We start from the raw sequence: 16,248 nt of genomic DNA on the forward strand, positions 1-16,248 counted from the left end.
GCGACTACCCGGGCTTCGAGGGACCAGGCTATCCAGATGGACCGCACGCACTAACCCATGCGGCGATCCCTGCGTCCCGGGAAGCACGCCGGTGGCCTACCGTACCCGAGCCGCAGTGGTGCGACCGCCTCTTTGTGCACGTTCCATCTGTTTCTAACGAAATCACCAGAGCCTTGAACCAGGCTTTCAGCCGAGTGAAGCGGTGGCCAATTTCGCGCCGAAGCCCACGAAGACGGCGCCGACGCACGAGGTCAGACCGGTGCTCAGCCGCCTGCGCCGGCGGAACTGAGCGGCCAGGAACGTTCCGCCGAAGATCAGTGACGTCAGGTAGAGAAAACTGAAGATCTGGACCACCGCGCCGAGGATCAGGAAGGAGAGCGCCGGCGTCTGGTAGGCCGGGTCCACGAACTGGACGAAGAACGAGACGAAGAACAGAATCGCCTTCGGGTTCAGCAGGCTGATCGTGAGCGCCTTGCGGAACGGGCGCGGCTGGTGCTCCACCGGCGTCGGCGCCTTCTCGGCCGCTCCGGCGCGCCACGACTTCCAGGCGCCCCTGATCATCTGGAAGCCGATCCAGGCCAGGTAGCCGGCGCCCGCGTACTTGACGATCGTGAACAGCGCCGGATTCGAGCGCAGCAGGGACGCGGCGCCGGCGGCGGACAGGATCATCAGCACCGTGTCGCCGGCGAAGACGCCTGCCGCGGCCCGGTAGCCCTGGCGCACGCCGTGCTGGGCGGCGAAGCTGAGGACGTAGAGGGAGTTGGGGCCGGGCAGGAGGACGATCAGGAAGGCGCCGATCACATAGGCCCAGAAGTCGGTTATGCCAAAGAACATGGGGCTATATGTACCAAAGGCCTCCGCCCCTGACCTGCTGATAGCCCAATGTCCGATAGGTCGCGTCCACCATGGCCTGCCCCGCGCGGGTTGATGCCCAGCCCGGGGCCCTGCTTGTTCATGGTGTAGCCGAAGGCCGGCCGGGCCGCGGGATCGCAGAACCCGACCGACCCGCCCATGCCCGCGTGCCCGAACGCGGTCGCCGACATCAGCGCGCCCTCGCTGTCGGAGGGAGCCCCTTGAGCCACGCCTCGCGGGCACCGACCAGGTCATCCCGTTGCCCGCCGAGAACGCCGACGTCTACGACCCGCTGGAGACGCTCGCGTACGTCGCCGCGAAGACCAGCACGATCCGGCTCGGCACCAGCGTTGTGGACGCGTTGTTCCACAGCCCGGTCGTGCTGGCCAAACGGCTGGCGACGCTGGACCGGCTCAGCGGCGGGCGCGCCATGATCCCACCGGGCTGACGCTGCTGGCCGGGGCGGCGGCGCCCCTGACGAGACGCTCGAGCGCGTCGGACAGCTGACGCCCATTGACGGTGGCGGCGCTCGGCGCGAACGGGCAGGACGGGTTTCTGGCCTGACCGGGCCGAGTCAATTTTGGGCCTTGTGCCTGACAGGCAGGGCATCTACGCTCCCCTTGTTCGTTAGTAAAGTTTCCTAATGAAATGGGGAGCGCTCGCCCATGCTTCGAACCCTGCGGCTCGCCACGCTGGCCGCGCTCGTCGTCGCCTGCTTACACGCGGCCCCCGCCCAGGCGGCCACCACGTACGAGGCCGAGAACGCCACGATCTCCCAGGGCGCGGTCGAGTCGAACCACGCCGGCTACAGCGGCACCGGTTTCGTCAACTACGCCAACGCCACCGGCTCGTACGTCGAGTTCACCGTCACCGCCGCCACCGCCGGACCCGCCACCCTGACCTTCCGGTACGCCAACGGCACCACCACCAACCGCCCGATGGCCATCGCCGTGAACGGCGCCACCACCAACCGGGACTTCCCCGGCACCGGCGCCTGGGCCACCTGGCAGGAGACCACGCTCACCACGACACTGAACGCCGGCGCCAACACCGTCCGCGCCACCGCCACCACCGCCAACGGCGGCCCCAACCTCGACCGCCTGGTGCTCGGCACCCCGTCGACCGGCGGCACACCCGTGCAGGCCAACGGGCAGTTGCGGGTCTGCGGGATCAAGCTCTGCAACCAGCAGGGCAAGGAGATCCAGCTCCGCGGCATGAGCTCGCACGGCCTGCAGTGGTACTACCAGTGCCTCAACACCGCCTCACTGGACGCCCTGGCCGGCGACTGGAAGGCCGACGTCCTGCGCATCTCCATGTACATCCAGGAGGACGGGTACGAGACCAACCCGCGCCTGTTCACCGACCGGGTGCACAACCTGATCGAACAGGCCACGGCGCGCGGCATGTACGCCATCGTCGACTGGCACATGCTCACCCCGGGTGACCCGAACTACAACCTGTCGCGCGCCAGGACGTTCTTCACCGAGATCGCCCAGCGGCACAACGGCAAGAACAACCTCCTCTACGAGATCGCCAACGAGCCCAACGGCGTCTCCTGGTCCACGATCAGGAACTACGCCCACCAGCTCATCCCCGTGATCAGGCAGTACGACCCGGAGACCCCCATCCTGGTCGGCACCCGCGCCTGGTCGTCCCTGGGCGTCTCCGACGGCGCCAGCGAGACCGAGGTGATCAACAACCCGGTCAACGCGACCAACATCATGTACACCTTCCACTTCTACGCGGCGTCCCACGGCACCGAATACCTCAACGCGCTGTCCAGGGCGGCCGACCGGATCCCGATGTTCGTCACGGAGTTCGGCACCCAGACCGCCTCCGGCGACGGGTCGAACAACTTCACCCGGGCACAGCAGTACCTGGATCTGATGGCGCAGAAGAAGATCAGCTGGGTGAACTGGAACTTCTCGGACGACTTCCGCTCAGGCGCCGTCTTCACCGAGGGCACCTGCCCGAGCGGACCCTTCGCCGGCACCTCCCGGCTCAAGCCGGCCGGCGTCTGGGTCCGCGACCGCATCCGCACCCCCGACGACTTCTGACGTCTCGGCACGCCGGCCAGGTCCCCACCGCCCTGGCCGGCGGTCCTGGCGCGCGGGTGCACCGCCCTGGCATCTCCCGAAATTTGGGTCTATCCGAGGGAACGTCATGTCTTCACTCTCAGTTCAGGCGCCGGTCAACATCCGAGTCCCGAGCGCCTGAGGAGGACGTGGTGAAACGCCGATTAGTCATCCTGCTGGCCGCCCTCAGCCTGATCACCCTCACCGGGATGACAGGAGCGGGCGCATCCGCCGAGCCACCGCCGAACAAGCAGTACCGCGTGCAGGGTCCGGCCACGGCGCAGCAACGCAGCGCGGTCGCCGCCACCGGCGCGGCCATCGAGGAGGTGACCGCGGACTCCGTCCTGGTCACGGCCACGGAAGCCGAGGTCGCCGCCATCAAGCGGCTCGGCTACCGGGTTGCGGAGGTCCCGCGCCCGACACCCCCGTCCGCCGGCGCGTTTGACTTCCCGCCGGCGGACTCCGCCTACCACAACTACGCGGAAATGACCGCGAACATCAACGCCCTGGTCGCGGCCCATCCGAACATCGTCAGCCAGACGACGTACGGCACCTCCTACGAGGGCAGGGCGCTGCGGCTCATCAAGATCAGCGACAACGTGGGCGCCGACGAGGCCGAGCCCGAGGTGCTCTTCACCGCGCACCAGCACGCCCGCGAGCACCTGACGGTCGAGATGGCGCTGTACATCATGCACCTGCTCGCCGACAACTACGGCACCGACTCCAGGATCACGAACCTGGTCAACTCCAGGGAAATCTGGATCATGCCCGACATGAACCCGGACGGCGGCGAGTACGACATCGCCACCGGCACCTACCGCTCCTGGCGCAAGAACCGGCAGCCCAACTCCGGCTCGACGGCCGTCGGCACCGACATGAACCGCAACTGGGCCTACAACTGGGGCTGCTGCGGCGGCTCCTCCGGCACGCCGTCGAGCGACACCTACCGCGGCGCGAGCGCGGAGTCGGCGCCCGAGGTCAGGGCGGCGGCCAACTGGGTACGCAGCCGCGTCGTCGGCGGCGTTCAGCAGCTCAAGACGCACATCGACTGGCACACCTACAGCGAGCTGATCCTGTGGCCCTACGGCTACACCTTCAACGACACCGCCCCCGGCCTGACCCAGGACGACCGGGACGCGCACGCCACGCTCGGCCAGAACATGGCCTCCACCAACGGCTACACGCCCGAGCAGGCCAGCGACCTCTACATCACGGACGGCACCATCGACGACTGGATGTGGGGCGTCTACAAGATCTTCAGCTTCACGTTCGAGATGTATCCGACCGGCTCCAGCCCCGGCTTCTATCCACCTGACGAGCAGATCGGCCCCCAGACCACCCGCAACAGGGAGGCCGTGCTCCGCTTCCTGGAGTACTCCGACTGCGTCTACCGGATCATCGGCAAGGAGGCCCAGTACTGCGGCACCGGCAACCCCCCGGTGACCGTCTACTCCGACACCTTCGAGACGGCGACCGGCTGGACCGCCAACCCGAACGGCACCGACACCGCCACGCTCGGCCAGTGGGAGCGCGGCGACCCCGAGGCCACCACGTCCTCGGGCGCCAAGCAACTGGGCACGACGGTCAGCGGCACGAACGACCTGGTGACCGGCAGACCGGCCGGCTCGTCGGCAGGCGCCTACGACATCGACGGCGGCGTCACCTCGATCCAGTCGCCGCCGATCACGCTGCCTTCGGCGGGCGCGCTCAACCTGTCTTTGTCGTGGTATCTGGCGCACGGCTCGAACTCCTCCAGCGCCGACTACCTGAGGGTCCGCGTCGTCGGCAACACCACGGCCACGGTGTTCCAGCAGGCAGGCGCGGCCACCAACCGCAACGGCTCCTGGGCCACGGCCACCGCGAGCCTGAACGCCTTCGCGGGCCAGACGGTCCGCATCCTCATCGACGCCGCCGACGCCTCCACTGCCTCCCTGGTCGAGGCCGGCGTCGACGACGTCAGGATCACCCAGCAACCGTAGAACGCGCCGCGCTCCGCCGTACGGGATTGCTCTCTCGTACGGCGGAGCCGTGTTTTGGGTCTTGTAAGGGCCGCATGTCAAAGCTACGATCGCGACAACTCTTAGGAAACTTTCCTAAAAGTAATCTTTCATCAGACAGAACCTTACAACCCCCGCAAAGCCCTGACCCTGGGCCTGTGCCCGTGCCGTACGGCTCGCGCTCTCACCCCCCGGCACGAGCCGTGCGGCACGTCACCCCCCAAAGGAAGAAGCCCGTGAAACACCGCGCGATCCTCGTGGCGTTAGCGACCTTCGCCCTGAGCCTGCTCGCCGCGCCGCCCGCCCAGGCGGCCGCCGCCACCGCGACCTTCGTCAAGGTCTCCGACTGGGGCTCAGGCTTCGAGGGCAAGGTCACCGTCACCAACGGCACCACCACCTCCATGAACGGCTGGAACGTGCAGTTCGACGTCCCGGCCGGCTACTCGATCCCGTCCGCGTGGGACGCGGTCATGACCCGCAACGGCCAGCACTACACGTTCACCAACCCGAGCTGGGCACCGGCGCTGGCCGCGGGCGCCAGCGTGAGCTTCGGCTTCAACGGCAGCCCGGGCAACTTCCCCGGCATCACCGGCTGCACGCTGAACGGCGCCACGTGCGACGGCGGCGGCCAGCAGCCCGGGGTGCCCGGCAAGCCGGGCGCCGCCTCCGCCACCAGCACCAGCAGCTCCATCACGCTCACCTGGGGAGCGTCGTCGGGCACGGTGACCGGCTACCGCGTGTACGAGGGCTCCACCCAGCGCGCCCAGGTCGCCGGCACCAGCGCGACGCTCTCAGGCCTGGCCGCGTGCACGACCCACACCTACACCGTCAAGGCGTACAACGCTCAGGGCGAGTCGGCCGCCGGCGACCCCGTCAGCGCCACCACGGCCGGCTGCACGGGCGGCGGTGGGACGCTGCCCAAGCACTTCCTCACCGGCTACTGGCACAATTTCGTCAACGCCGCGACCGAGCTCAAGCTCTCGGCCGTGCCCACGGAGTACGACCTGGTCGCGATCGCGTTCGGCGAGGCCACGGCCACCGCGGGCGAGGTCGTCTTCGCGGTCGACCCCGGCCTGGCCACGGCGGTCGGCGGCTACACCGACGCCCAGTTCAAGGCCGACGTGCAGGCCCTGCACCAGCGCGGCAAGAAGGTCATCCTGTCCGTCGGCGGCGAGGCCGGGCGGGTGCAGGTCGCCAGCGCCGCGGCGGCCACCAGGTTCGCCGACTCCGTGTACGCGCTCATGCAGAGCTACGGCTTCGACGGCGTGGACATCGACCTGGAGAACGGCCTCAACGCCACGTACATGGCCCAGGCGCTCCGGGCGCTGCGCGCGAAGGCCGGCTCCGACCTGATCATCACGATGGCCCCGCAGACCATCGACATGCAGTCGACCGGCATGGAGTACTTCAAACTCGCCCTGTCGATCAAGGACATCCTCACCGTCGTCCACACGCAGTTCTACAACTCCGGCACCATGCTCGGCTGCGACCAGTCCTTCGCGTACACGCAGGGGACCCTCAACTTCATCACCGCGCTGGCCTGCATCCAGCTCGAGAACGGCCTGCGCCCCGACCAGGTGGCGCTGGGCCTGCCGGCCGGGCCGGGCGCCGCGGGCGGCGGCGTCGTGTCACCCTCCCTCGTCAACCAGGCACTCGACTGCCTGGCCAAGCGGACCAACTGCGGGACCTTCGTGCCACCGCGCGCCTACCCGGACATCAGGGGCGCGATGACCTGGTCCATCAACTGGGACGCCAGCAACAACTGGTCCTTCTCCAAGACCGTCAAGCCGCACCTCCAGGGGATGCCATGAGATTGCGCAAGAAACTGACCGCGTTACTGGCCGGCATGGCCCTCGCCCTGACCGGCGCCGGGCTCCTCACCATCGCCCCCGCCGCCCACGGTGCGGTGCAGCAGATGGCCGCCGCCTGGGCCCCGTGGACCTCGTACGCCGTGGGTGCGGTCGTCACCTACAACGGCGTCGACTACGTCTGCCTCCAGGCCCACACCTCGCAGCCCGGCTGGGAGCCGCCGAACGTGCCCGCCCTCTGGAAGGCCGGCACCGGGGGAGGCGGCGACACCACCGCGCCGTCGGTGCCCGGCAGCCTCCGCTCGACCGGCGTCACCTCCAGCAGCGTCTCGCTGGCGTGGAACGCCTCCACCGACAACGTGGGCGTGAGCGGCTACAACGTCTACCGCGGCGGCACGCACGTGGGCACCGCCACCGGCACCACGTACACCGACTCCGGCCTGAACCCCTCGACCGGCTACACCTACACCGTGCGCGCCCGCGACGCGGCCGGGAACCTGTCGGGCGCGAGTAACTCCGTGACCGCCACCACCTCCTCGGGCCCGCCGCCCACCAATCCCACCAAGATGGCCGGCGCCCCCTACCTCTACATGGGCTGGGGCAACCCGCCCAACCCGGGCACCGTGATGGACGCGACCGGCGTCAGGTCGTTCACGATGGCGTTCATCCTGTCCAGCGGCGGCTGCACCCCGGCCTGGGACGGCAACCGGCCGCTGACCGGCGGCGCCGACCAGCAGGCGATCAACACGATCAAGTCCAAGGGCGGCAACGTCCAGATCTCCTTCGGCGGCTGGTCGGGCAACAAGCTCGGCCCCAACTGCTCCACGCCGCAGGCGTTCGCGAACGCGGTGCAGCAGGTCATCAACGCCGTCGGCCCTGCCGTCGTGGACTTCGACATCGAGAACACCGACGAGTTCGAGAACTACACCGTGCAGGACCGCATCCTGAACGGGCTCAAGATCGTCAAGCAGAACAACCCGAACGTCAAGGTCGTCGTCACCTTCGGCACCACCAGGACCGGCCCGAACGCCCACGGCATCCGGCTGATCAACCAGTCCAGGGCGCTGGGCGTGCCGATCGACAACTACACGATCATGCCGTTCGACTTCGGCAGCTCCAACATCTACCAGGACACGGTCAACGCCTCTGAGGGGCTGAAGAACGCGCTGAAGAACGCGTTCGGCTGGACCGACGCGCAGGCGTACGCGCGCATGGGCATCTCCGGCATGAACGGCCTGTCCGACCAGCAGGAGCTCACCACCCCTGCCACGTGGACGCAGATCCGTGACTGGGCCAGGTCCAAGGGCCTGACCAGGTTCGCGTACTGGTCCGTCAACCGCGACCGTCCCTGCCCGGGCGGCGGCGTGGTGTCGAACTGCAGCGGCATCAACCAGGCCGACTGGGAGTTCACCAGGATCACCGCCGGCTTCTGAGCCACGACCCGGCCCGCCCCCGTCGCCTCCGGGGGCGGGCCCTTGTGAGGAGCACCCCCCATGAAACTCCGAGCAGCAGCGGCCGCGCTGGCCTTGATCTTCACCGCGCTCCACGCCTCCCCGGCCTACGCGGCCAATATCCTGACAAATCCGGGTTTCGAGTCCGGCCTGTCCGGCTGGACCTGCTCGGCGTCCTCGGGCGCGCAGGCCGTGACGTCGCCCGTGCACGGCGGCGCGCGGGCGCTCCAGGCCACCCCGGCGGGCAGTGACACCGCTCGCTGCCAGCAGACCGTCACTGTCCAGCCGAACACCGCCTACCAGCTGTCCGGCTGGGTGCAAGGCAATTACGTCTTCCTCGGGGCGACCGGCACGGGCGTCGACGCCAGCACGTGGGGCGCGCCGGGTGCGGCGTGGAGTCAGTTGAAGACGTCCTTCACGACCGGCTCCGCCACGTCCGTGACGATCTACGTCAACGGCTGGTACGGCCAGGGCGCCTATCTGGCCGACGATGTGGTCCTCGACGGCCCGGGTGGCACGCCGGACACGCAGGCCCCGGCCGTTCCCGGCAACGTGGCGGTCGGCGGCGCCACTTCGTCGAGCCTCACCGTGAGCTGGTCGGCCTCGACGGACAACGTCGGAGTCGCCCGCTACGAGGTGTCCAGGGACAACGGCACGCCGGCCACGACCACCGCCACCAGCCACACCGCCACCGGCCTCACCGCGAACACCGCGTACGGCTTCCGGGTCCGCGCGTGCGACGCCGCGGGCAACTGCTCGGCCTACTCCGCCTCGGTCAGCGGCACCACGACCAGCGGCGGCGGAGGCGGGGGAGGGCTGCCGAAGCGGGTGCTGGTGGGGTACCTGCATGCGTCGTTCGCCAACGGGTCCGGATATATCCGGATGAGCGATGTGCCCAACGAGTGGGACGTCATCAACCTCGCCTTCGGCGAGCCGACGTCGGTCACGTCAGGCGACATCCGCTTCCGCCAGTGCCCGGTCGCCGAGTGCCCGAACGTCGAGCCCGAGGCGGACTTCATTGCCGCCATCAAGGCCAAGCAGGCCCAGGGCAAGAAGGTGCTGATCTCGATCGGCGGCCAGAACGGCCAGGTCCAGCTCACGACCGCGGCCGCGCGCGACAAGTTCGTCGAGTCCGTCTCCGCGATCATCGACAGGTACGGCCTCGACGGCCTCGACATCGACTTCGAGGGCCACTCGCTCTACCTGAACCCCGGCGACACGAACCTGGCGAGCCCCACCACCCCGGTCATCGTCAACCTGATCTCGGCGCTGAAGACCCTCAAGAACCGCTACGGGGCGAGATTCGTGCTCACCATGGCGCCCGAGACGTTCTTCGTCCAGCTCGGCTACCAGTTCTACGGCCCCGGGCCGAACGGCACGACCGACAACAGGAGCGCGTCGTACCTGCCGGTCATCCACGCCATGCGGAACGATCTGACCCTGCTCCACGTGCAGGACTACAACTCCGGCCCGATCATGGGACTCGACAACCAATATCACTTCATGGGAGGGCACGACTTCCACGTCGCCATGACCGACATGCTGCTCGCCGGCTTCCCGATCACGGGCAACCCGGCCAACGTGTTCCCGCCGCTGCGCCAGGAGCAGGTGGCCATCGGCCTGCCCGCCTCCGTCAACGCCGGCAACGGGTTCACCAGCGTGCCGGAGGTGCAGAAGGCGTTCGACTGCCTGGCCAAGGGGAGCAACTGCGGCACGTACCGGCCGCGCGGCGTCTACCCCGGCCTGCGAGGGCTGATGACCTGGTCGATCAACTGGGACAAGCACAACGGATTCGAGTTCTCCAGAAGCCATCGTGCCTATCTGAACGCCCTCACCTGACGAGCTGAGTGGGCTTGAGCGGCACGCCCAGGCCCGGCGGGCGGTACGTCGGCAGGGCCTCGCCGTACTCGTGCATCCAGGCGTGGTCCACCAGCAGCCGCATCCGGCCGCTCGGCCGGTCGCCGTCCGGCTCGGCCACGGCCGGGCGGCCGGCCAGCCTGGCCAGCGCGCCGGCCACCAGTTCGGCGTCCGGCGGTGACAGGTCGCAGTGGTCGTCGGGCCCGATGAGCAGGTCCACGTCGGGCGGCAGCGGGTAGATCGGCCGCGGCAGGGCGAGCACGCGCGGCGGCGGCGCCATGGGCCAGCCGTCGCGCACCGCCTCCAGCAGCACCGACCGCGACGTGCGGTGCGCGAACAGCCCTTCGGCCAGCGCCCAGCTGAGCGCGCCCACGTCGGAGCGGTCCTCGCCGCAGGCGTGCAGGCACAGGTACGGCACCAGCGGGATCCCCGACCCGCCCGCCTGCGCCCATCCGCTGCCGCATCCGGTGAGCACCAGCAGCGCCAGCATCGCCCGGTAGGCGGTGTCGGCGTGCGGGGTCTCCAGCCGCCCCGGCACGATCACGCACCGCCCGCCGGTCTTCTCCGCCGTCACGCCCAGCTCCCGCGCGATCTTCAGCGAGCGCGACGCGGGCACGCCGGTGCAGGCCTCCTGCCAGGCCGGCGTGTACGGCTCGGTGCGGTCGTCGTACCCGGACGGCCACTCGCCGGGCAGACCCGGCCGCGTCACCCCGTAGACGGCCAGCAGCAGGTCGAACACCGTCGTCACCAGGTCGTCGCCGTCCCGCATCACCGGCACCCCGCGCCGCAGCACCCCCGGCCCGTCGTCGAAGCGCGGCAGCAGCACCTCGACGGCCTCGCCGCCGTACACGGTGAGCCGGTCGCAGACCCTCCCGAGCGCCCCGCCCGGCACGTACGCGTCCTGCCTCGGCTGCAGTCGCACCAGGAACGGCAGGTCCGTACGCTGCATGGCGTGCTCGGCGAACGGCATGCGGTCCAGGTAGAACTCCTTGAGCAGCACGTGCCCCATGGCCATGGCCAGCGCCCCGTCCGTGCCCGGGCGCACGACCAGCGTCTCGTCCGACAACCGCGTCGGATGCGTGCCGATCGCGACCACCTTCTGCCCCTTGTACCGCCCGGCGATCACCCACGGGGTGTCGGCGGTGCGGACGAGCCGGTTGTTCTCCCCCCAGAGCAGCACGTACGCCGCCCGAGCCCAGTCCTCGGCCCGCGGGCCGGTGAACCGCGGCCCCAGCACCTGCTCGGGCGCGCACGGATGCTCGGTCAGCACCGCGCCGCCGAGCCCGCCGACCAGCCGCGCCAGCGGCGAGGTGGACAGAGCCGCCACCCGCTCCGCGCCGTGACGTGCGGTGGTGTGCACGATCGCGGCCGCAGCGAGCTCGGCCGCGGTGTCGTCGTCGAGCGGCACCCGTCGCTCGCCTCTCGCCCGGACGTATTGCTGAGAATTCCCTGTGAGTTTCGCCCAGGCCGCGACCGGGTCGCGCAGCCCATCTCTCACCTCGAAGTAGAGCCTGACCAGTGCCTGGTTGACCTGCGATCCCCCCATGCAAAAAGTTGAACACATAGAGTGATGCCGTATCGCGATACGTGTCGGCATGTCGGGGATAAGAATCGGAACCCCAGGTGGCGGCACCTGGATGGATGCGGCAGGCTAGATCTCGCCATGGATTACGCAGTCCTCACGGGGATAGTCCTCGTCACCGGTGTCATGCTCGCTCTCATCGCCCAATGGCGCGATTGGCGGCCCCCGCTCATCGTCGCCATCGCCGTCGGCGTGGCCGTGCGGGTGCTCATCATGTACACCTCGGCGATCGATTCATGGCAGCCCGTCGACTTCGTGGAGAGCTTCAAGCCCGCGGGCGAGGCCGTGCTGCGGGGCGAGGACCCGGTGCTGGCCAGCGAGGGCGGCTGGCACTTCCTGCCGACCATCCCCTACGTCTACGGCATCCTGCTGTGGCTCGGCATCCCGTGGGAATACGCGGGGCGCCTGGTCACGGTCGTCGCGGACATCGCGCTCATCCCGCTTGTGGCCAAGCTGGCCGGCGGCCCCAAGGCCTCGCTGCGCGCCCTGCAGTACGCGCTCAACCCGCTCGCCCTGCTCATCGCCTGCGTCCACGGCCAGGTCGAGCCGGTCGCGCTCGTGTTCGGCGTGGCCGCGTTCGTCGTCGCCCGTGGCCCCGGTGACCCCGAGCGTCCCGGCATGACCACCGACGTGGTCGCCAAGGTGCGCCGCGGCCTGGCGGCGTACGGCATGCGAGCCTCGATCCCGCGCGTGATCGGCCGCGGCGGCATGCTGCACCGCGCCCTCCTGCCCGGTGCTGACGACCTGGCCAACCTCAAGCGCGGCGCGCTGGCCGGATTGCTCATGGGCCTGGCGTTGTGCGCGAAGAGCTGGCCGATCTGGCTGATCCCCGGCATGCTGCTGCTCCTGCCCAACCTGCGCTCCCGGGTCGCCGCCCTGTTCACCACCGGCCTGGTGCCGATCTTCTTCCTGGTCACGCTGCCGGTCTTCGCGGGCACGTCGCTCGACCAGATCCCGGCGGTCATCCACACCATCCAGGACATCCGGCCGATCATCGGCGAATGGGGCTGGACGCCGTGGTTCACCGGCGGCGACTGGGCGCTGATCCCGGAGCTGGCCTCCTTCGGCACCAACCTCATCTACGCGTGCGTCATCGCGGTGCTCATCGTCTGGCGGCGGGCCGACCCGATCGACCTGACGACGGCCATCCTGCTGATCTTCATGGTGGTGACGCCCCGGCTGGGCGCCCAATACCTGCTGTGGTTCATGCCGTTCCTGGTCGCCCGGCCCACCAGGTTCGCCTGGCCGGCCATCATCGGCGTCTCACTCTGGGCCGGCTACGGCTACCTCTACATGACGCAGTTCGACGTGACCACGTGGTGGTATCTGCACCAGGACTGGTCGCGGGCGTCGATCGTGCTGCTGCCGGTCCTGCTCCTGGCCATGCCGTGGGGCCGGCGCGTCGCACCGGCCCCGGACCTGGCTCCCGCCGTGGAGACCACGGAGAAGGCCAGGATCATCTCAGCGGCATAGCCGCTCCCACAGCATGATCCACTGGTCGGGGTGCACGTGGCCCACGACGGCGTCGCGGGCCACGCCCGCGGCCGCCAGCGCGGCGTCCACCCCCTGAAAGCGGGTCTTCAGCGAGGCCCGCACCGACCCGCCGACGCCGCCGAACCCCAGCTCCACCAGCTCCTGGTAGGAGCGGCGGCCGCGGACGAGCGGCTCCGGCCGCCGCAGGATGCGCAGGATCGCCGAGTCGACCGCCGGCACGGGCCGGAAGCTCTCCCTGCCGATCGTGTCGCCGAGCCGCCAGCTGAACCACGGCCACGACTCCACCGTGACCAGGCTCCAGCGGCCGTAGTCGCCGGTGCGCTTGCGGGCGTACTCCCGCTGCGTGAGCAAGGTCGCCGACGTCATGGCCGGCGCCCGCAGACACCAGTCCACGATCTTCGACGTCACCGAATACGGGATGTTGCCGACCACCGCGAACGGCTCGCGCGGCGCCCGCGCGGCCGTGAAGTCGCCCCTGACCACGTCGATCCGGGGATCGCGGCGGGCCCGCGCGGCCAGCTTCCCGGCCAGCAGGGGATCGATCTCGTAGCCGACGACCCTGGCGCCCGCCTCGGCCAGCGCCAAGGTGAGCGCCCCTTCCCCCGCGCCCGGCTCCAGTACGAGCCCTTCGGGCGCGGCCGCCTTGACCATCAGTTCGACGGCATGCCTGTCGACCAGGAAATTCTGCGAGAGCGTGCGCCGCGCCCGGTCTCTGGGCGTGCGGCCGCCACCACCGTTCCTGGCCTTCTTCTGGGTGTGTGAATAGTTTCCGTGCGCGAAATTCTGCGCCACAGCACTGCCCTTTCGGGTCCTCGAGAGTCAACGGGTCTCGAAGGGCCCTGGGCGCGCGTGCGGACGCTCAGCCTCGGATGATCGCGTCCGCTAGCGGGCCAGAGCCCGGCCGCGGCGAATGCGAATGAACATCGTGCAGGCGAACATGCATGTCATGCCGGTCACTGTAGGAGGCGCCCGTTCGGGCAGGCAACGCAATTTCCGCTTTGAGCTGGCATTGAACTGGCTCGGGTAGACCTTTAACCATGGACCGACCGGCCAGGGTGCTCGTCGTCGACGACGAGCCCAACATCCGCGCCCTGCTCTCGCAGACACTGCGACTGGTCTCGTTCGAGGTGAGGACCGCGGAGACGGGTGCGGAGGCGGTGACGGCCGCCAGGGAGTTCCAGCCCGACATCGTGGTGCTCGACGTGATGCTGGAGGACTTCGACGGGTTCGAGGTCGCCAGGAGGCTCGGCGAGCGCATTCCCGTGTTGTTCCTGACCGCCCGCGACCAGGTCGAGGACCGCGTGCAGGGGCTCACGCTGGGCGCCGACGACTACGTGGCCAAGCCGTTCAGCCTGGAGGAGGTGGTGCTGCGCATCCGCGCCATCCTGCGGCGCAGCCGCACCGTCCCCCGCGACGACATCCTGCGCTACGCCGACCTGGAGCTGGACCCGCAGGCCCATGAGGTACGCCGGGCCGGGGTGCCGGTGGAGTTGTCGCCCACCGAGTTCAACCTCCTCGAATACCTGCTGACCAACGCGGGCCGGGTGGTGAGCAAGGCGCAGATCCTCGACAGCGTCTGGCGCTACGACTTCGACGGCGACTCCAGCATCGTCGAGTCGTACGTCTACTACCTGCGCAAGAAGATCGACAAGTGGGAGCCGCAGCTCATCCACACCGTGCGCGGTGTCGGTTACACGCTGAGGACCCCGCGATGAGGCCCGCCACCTGGACGTTGCGCACCCGGCTGGTCATGGCCATCCTCGGTCTCACCACGGTCGCACTCGTGCTCTCCAACGTCGTCGGCGTCATGCTGCTGCGCGACAACCTGATGGGCCGCGTGGACACCCAGCTCGCCCAGTTCACCCAGGGCTTCACCGCCAGGAACATCCAGGCGTTCACGCAGCGGACAGTGGGAAGCGACCTTTTCACCCTGCTCAGCAGGCGGGGTGCCGCCCTCCAGCAGATCATGGTCTACAACGCCGACGGCACGCTGCAGTTCACGACCTCCGATCCCGGCCAGCCCGCCCCTGTCATCGGCGAGATCAGGACCGATGTCGCCTACACCGTTCCCGGCACATCCGGCCCGTCCTGGCGGATCCGTGCCGCCGAGCTCCCCACGGGCGGCGTCCTGGTGGTCGCCCAGCCGCTGTCGGAGCTGGAGCAGACCCAGACCGCGGCCATCGCCATCGCCGTCGCGGTGAGCGCGCTGGTCCTGCTCCTGCTCGGGCTGGCCGCCGACGCCGTGGTACGCCTCGGCCTGCGCCCCCTCACCAGGATGGAGACCACCGCCGGGCACATCGCCCGCGGCGACTTCTCCCGCCGCGTCCACGCCCACGACCCGCACACCGAGCCCGGCCGCCTGGCCGGCGCCATGAACGTCATGCTCGACCGGCTGGAGTCCGAGATCGCCGCCAGGACCGACTCCGAGGCCCGCATGCGGCGTTTCCTCGCCGACGCCTCCCACGAGCTGCGCACCCCGCTCACCTCCGTACGCGGCTTCGCCGAGCTGCACCGCAGGGGCGGCGGCGACGCCGACGAGGCGATGCGCAGGATCGAGGACGAGGCCGCGAGGATGGGTGTGCTGGTCAACGACCTGCTCACCCTGGCCCAGCTCGACGAGGAACGCCCGCTCGACCGGCACCCCGTCGACCTGCTCGAAGTGGCCGCCGACACGATCAGGGACGCCCGCGTCCGCGTACCGGACCGACAGGTCAGACTGGCCGGGCTGGACGGCCCGCTGGCGCCCGTGTCGGTCGTGGGTGACGAGGCGCGCCTGCGCCAGGTGGCCGCGAACCTCGTCGGCAACGCGCTGTGCCACACGCCGCCCGAGGCCGCCATCACCGTCAAGGTCGGCAGGTCGCACGACATGGCCGTGCTGGAGGTCGCCGACACCGGGCCCGGCATCCCGCCCGATCATGTGCCGCACCTGTTCGACCGCCTCTACAGGATCAGCGGGGGGAGATCCAGAGCCGACGGCGGCGCGGGACTGGGCCTGGCCATTGTCTCCGCCATCGTGCGCGCGCACGGCGGACGCGTCGAGCTCGACACCGCTCCAGGCGAAGGAGCCACCTTCCGCGTGCTCCTACCTGACTCCGAGGCGACTCCCAGCCCGCATTGAAGCGTGCTCGGCAC

12 protein-coding genes are annotated in these 16,248 nt (G+C 69.5%); 9 read left to right on the forward strand and 3 right to left on the reverse strand.

The window, feature by feature from the left end:
- Positions 1-186 precede the first annotated feature (186 nt).
- Entirely contained in the window at positions 187-834 is a 648-nt protein-coding gene (gene leuE / locus EDD27_RS00340; RefSeq protein WP_127930523.1) for a leucine efflux protein LeuE, read from the reverse strand.
- A gap of 277 nt (positions 835-1,111) precedes the next feature.
- Between leuE and EDD27_RS00345 the strand changes: the two genes are divergently transcribed.
- The 6 genes from EDD27_RS00345 (at position 1,112) to EDD27_RS00370 (ending at position 10,022) form a co-directional block, all read left to right on the forward strand.
- On the forward strand, positions 1,112-1,300 hold the full coding sequence (locus EDD27_RS00345; RefSeq protein WP_241563781.1) for an LLM class flavin-dependent oxidoreductase: 189 nt from the start codon (positions 1,112-1,114) through the stop codon (positions 1,298-1,300).
- Between the two features lie 217 nt (positions 1,301-1,517).
- Positions 1,518-2,909 (forward strand): cellulase family glycosylhydrolase, encoded by a 1,392-nt coding sequence (locus EDD27_RS00350; RefSeq protein WP_127930525.1) that lies wholly within the window; start codon positions 1,518-1,520, stop codon positions 2,907-2,909.
- Positions 2,910-3,079: 170 nt separating this feature from the next.
- Positions 3,080-4,906, forward strand: a complete 1,827-nt coding sequence (locus EDD27_RS00355) for a M14 family metallopeptidase (protein ID WP_206641176.1) — start codon at positions 3,080-3,082, stop codon at positions 4,904-4,906.
- A 254-nt stretch (positions 4,907-5,160) separates the two neighbouring features.
- A complete protein-coding gene (locus EDD27_RS00360; protein ID WP_127930526.1) occupies positions 5,161-6,735 on the forward strand; it encodes a chitinase in 1,575 nt (524 codons plus the stop codon).
- Complete coding sequence (locus tag EDD27_RS57590) at positions 6,732-8,165, forward strand: carbohydrate-binding protein (RefSeq protein WP_127930527.1); 1,434 nt, start codon at positions 6,732-6,734, stop codon at positions 8,163-8,165. Before EDD27_RS00360 ends, EDD27_RS57590 begins: the two co-directional genes overlap by 4 nt.
- A 60-nt stretch (positions 8,166-8,225) precedes the next feature.
- Positions 8,226-10,022: a chitinase gene (locus EDD27_RS00370; RefSeq protein ID WP_127930528.1), complete on the forward strand. Its 1,797-nt coding sequence runs from the start codon at positions 8,226-8,228 to the stop codon at positions 10,020-10,022.
- Here the strand turns inward: EDD27_RS00370 and EDD27_RS00375 are convergent.
- Positions 10,015-11,586, reverse strand: coding sequence for a molybdopterin-dependent oxidoreductase (locus EDD27_RS00375; RefSeq protein WP_164903398.1), 1,572 nt, complete (start codon positions 11,584-11,586; stop codon positions 10,015-10,017). The two genes, EDD27_RS00370 and EDD27_RS00375, sit on opposite strands and share 8 nt — an antisense overlap.
- Before the next feature lie 117 nt (positions 11,587-11,703).
- Between EDD27_RS00375 and EDD27_RS00380 the strand changes: the two genes are divergently transcribed.
- Positions 11,704-13,095, forward strand: coding sequence for a hypothetical protein (locus tag EDD27_RS00380; RefSeq protein WP_127930530.1), 1,392 nt, complete (start codon positions 11,704-11,706; stop codon positions 13,093-13,095).
- Here the strand turns inward: EDD27_RS00380 and erm are convergent.
- A complete protein-coding gene (gene erm / locus EDD27_RS00385) occupies positions 13,084-13,908 on the reverse strand; it encodes an ErmE/ErmH/ErmO/ErmR family 23S rRNA (adenine(2058)-N(6))-methyltransferase (RefSeq protein ID WP_127930531.1) in 825 nt (274 codons plus the stop codon). The genes EDD27_RS00380 and erm overlap by 12 nt on opposite strands.
- Positions 13,909-14,153: 245 nt before the next feature.
- On the opposite strand from erm, the gene EDD27_RS00390 reads away from it, so the two are divergent.
- Positions 14,154-14,831 carry a response regulator transcription factor gene (locus tag EDD27_RS00390; RefSeq protein WP_127930532.1) on the forward strand — a complete coding sequence of 226 codons (678 nt, stop codon included), beginning with the start codon at positions 14,154-14,156 and terminating at the stop codon, positions 14,829-14,831.
- Positions 14,828-16,234: a sensor histidine kinase gene (locus tag EDD27_RS00395; RefSeq protein WP_206641177.1), complete on the forward strand. Its 1,407-nt coding sequence runs from the start codon at positions 14,828-14,830 to the stop codon at positions 16,232-16,234. The genes EDD27_RS00390 and EDD27_RS00395 overlap by 4 nt, the downstream gene beginning before the upstream one ends.
- The last annotated feature ends 14 nt before the right edge of the window (positions 16,235-16,248 follow it).

Source organism: Nonomuraea polychroma (assembly GCF_004011505.1).
Classification (GTDB): Bacteria; Actinomycetota; Actinomycetes; order Streptosporangiales; family Streptosporangiaceae; genus Nonomuraea; species Nonomuraea polychroma.

Coding starts and splice junctions, on each gene's coding strand:
- leuE (WP_127930523.1), bottom strand. CDS start 834: ATGTTCTTTGGCATAACCGACTTCTGGGCCTATGTGATCGGCGCCTTC.
- EDD27_RS00375 (WP_164903398.1), bottom strand. CDS start 11,586: ATGGGGGGATCGCAGGTCAACCAGGCACTGGTCAGGCTCTACTTCGAG.
- EDD27_RS00395 (WP_206641177.1), top strand. CDS start 14,828: ATGAGGCCCGCCACCTGGACGTTGCGCACCCGGCTGGTCATGGCCATC.
- EDD27_RS00380 (WP_127930530.1), top strand. CDS start 11,704: ATGGATTACGCAGTCCTCACGGGGATAGTCCTCGTCACCGGTGTCATG.
- EDD27_RS00390 (WP_127930532.1), top strand. CDS start 14,154: ATGGACCGACCGGCCAGGGTGCTCGTCGTCGACGACGAGCCCAACATC.
- EDD27_RS00350 (WP_127930525.1), top strand. CDS start 1,518: ATGCTTCGAACCCTGCGGCTCGCCACGCTGGCCGCGCTCGTCGTCGCC.
- EDD27_RS00370 (WP_127930528.1), top strand. CDS start 8,226: ATGAAACTCCGAGCAGCAGCGGCCGCGCTGGCCTTGATCTTCACCGCG.
- EDD27_RS57590 (WP_127930527.1), top strand. CDS start 6,732: ATGAGATTGCGCAAGAAACTGACCGCGTTACTGGCCGGCATGGCCCTC.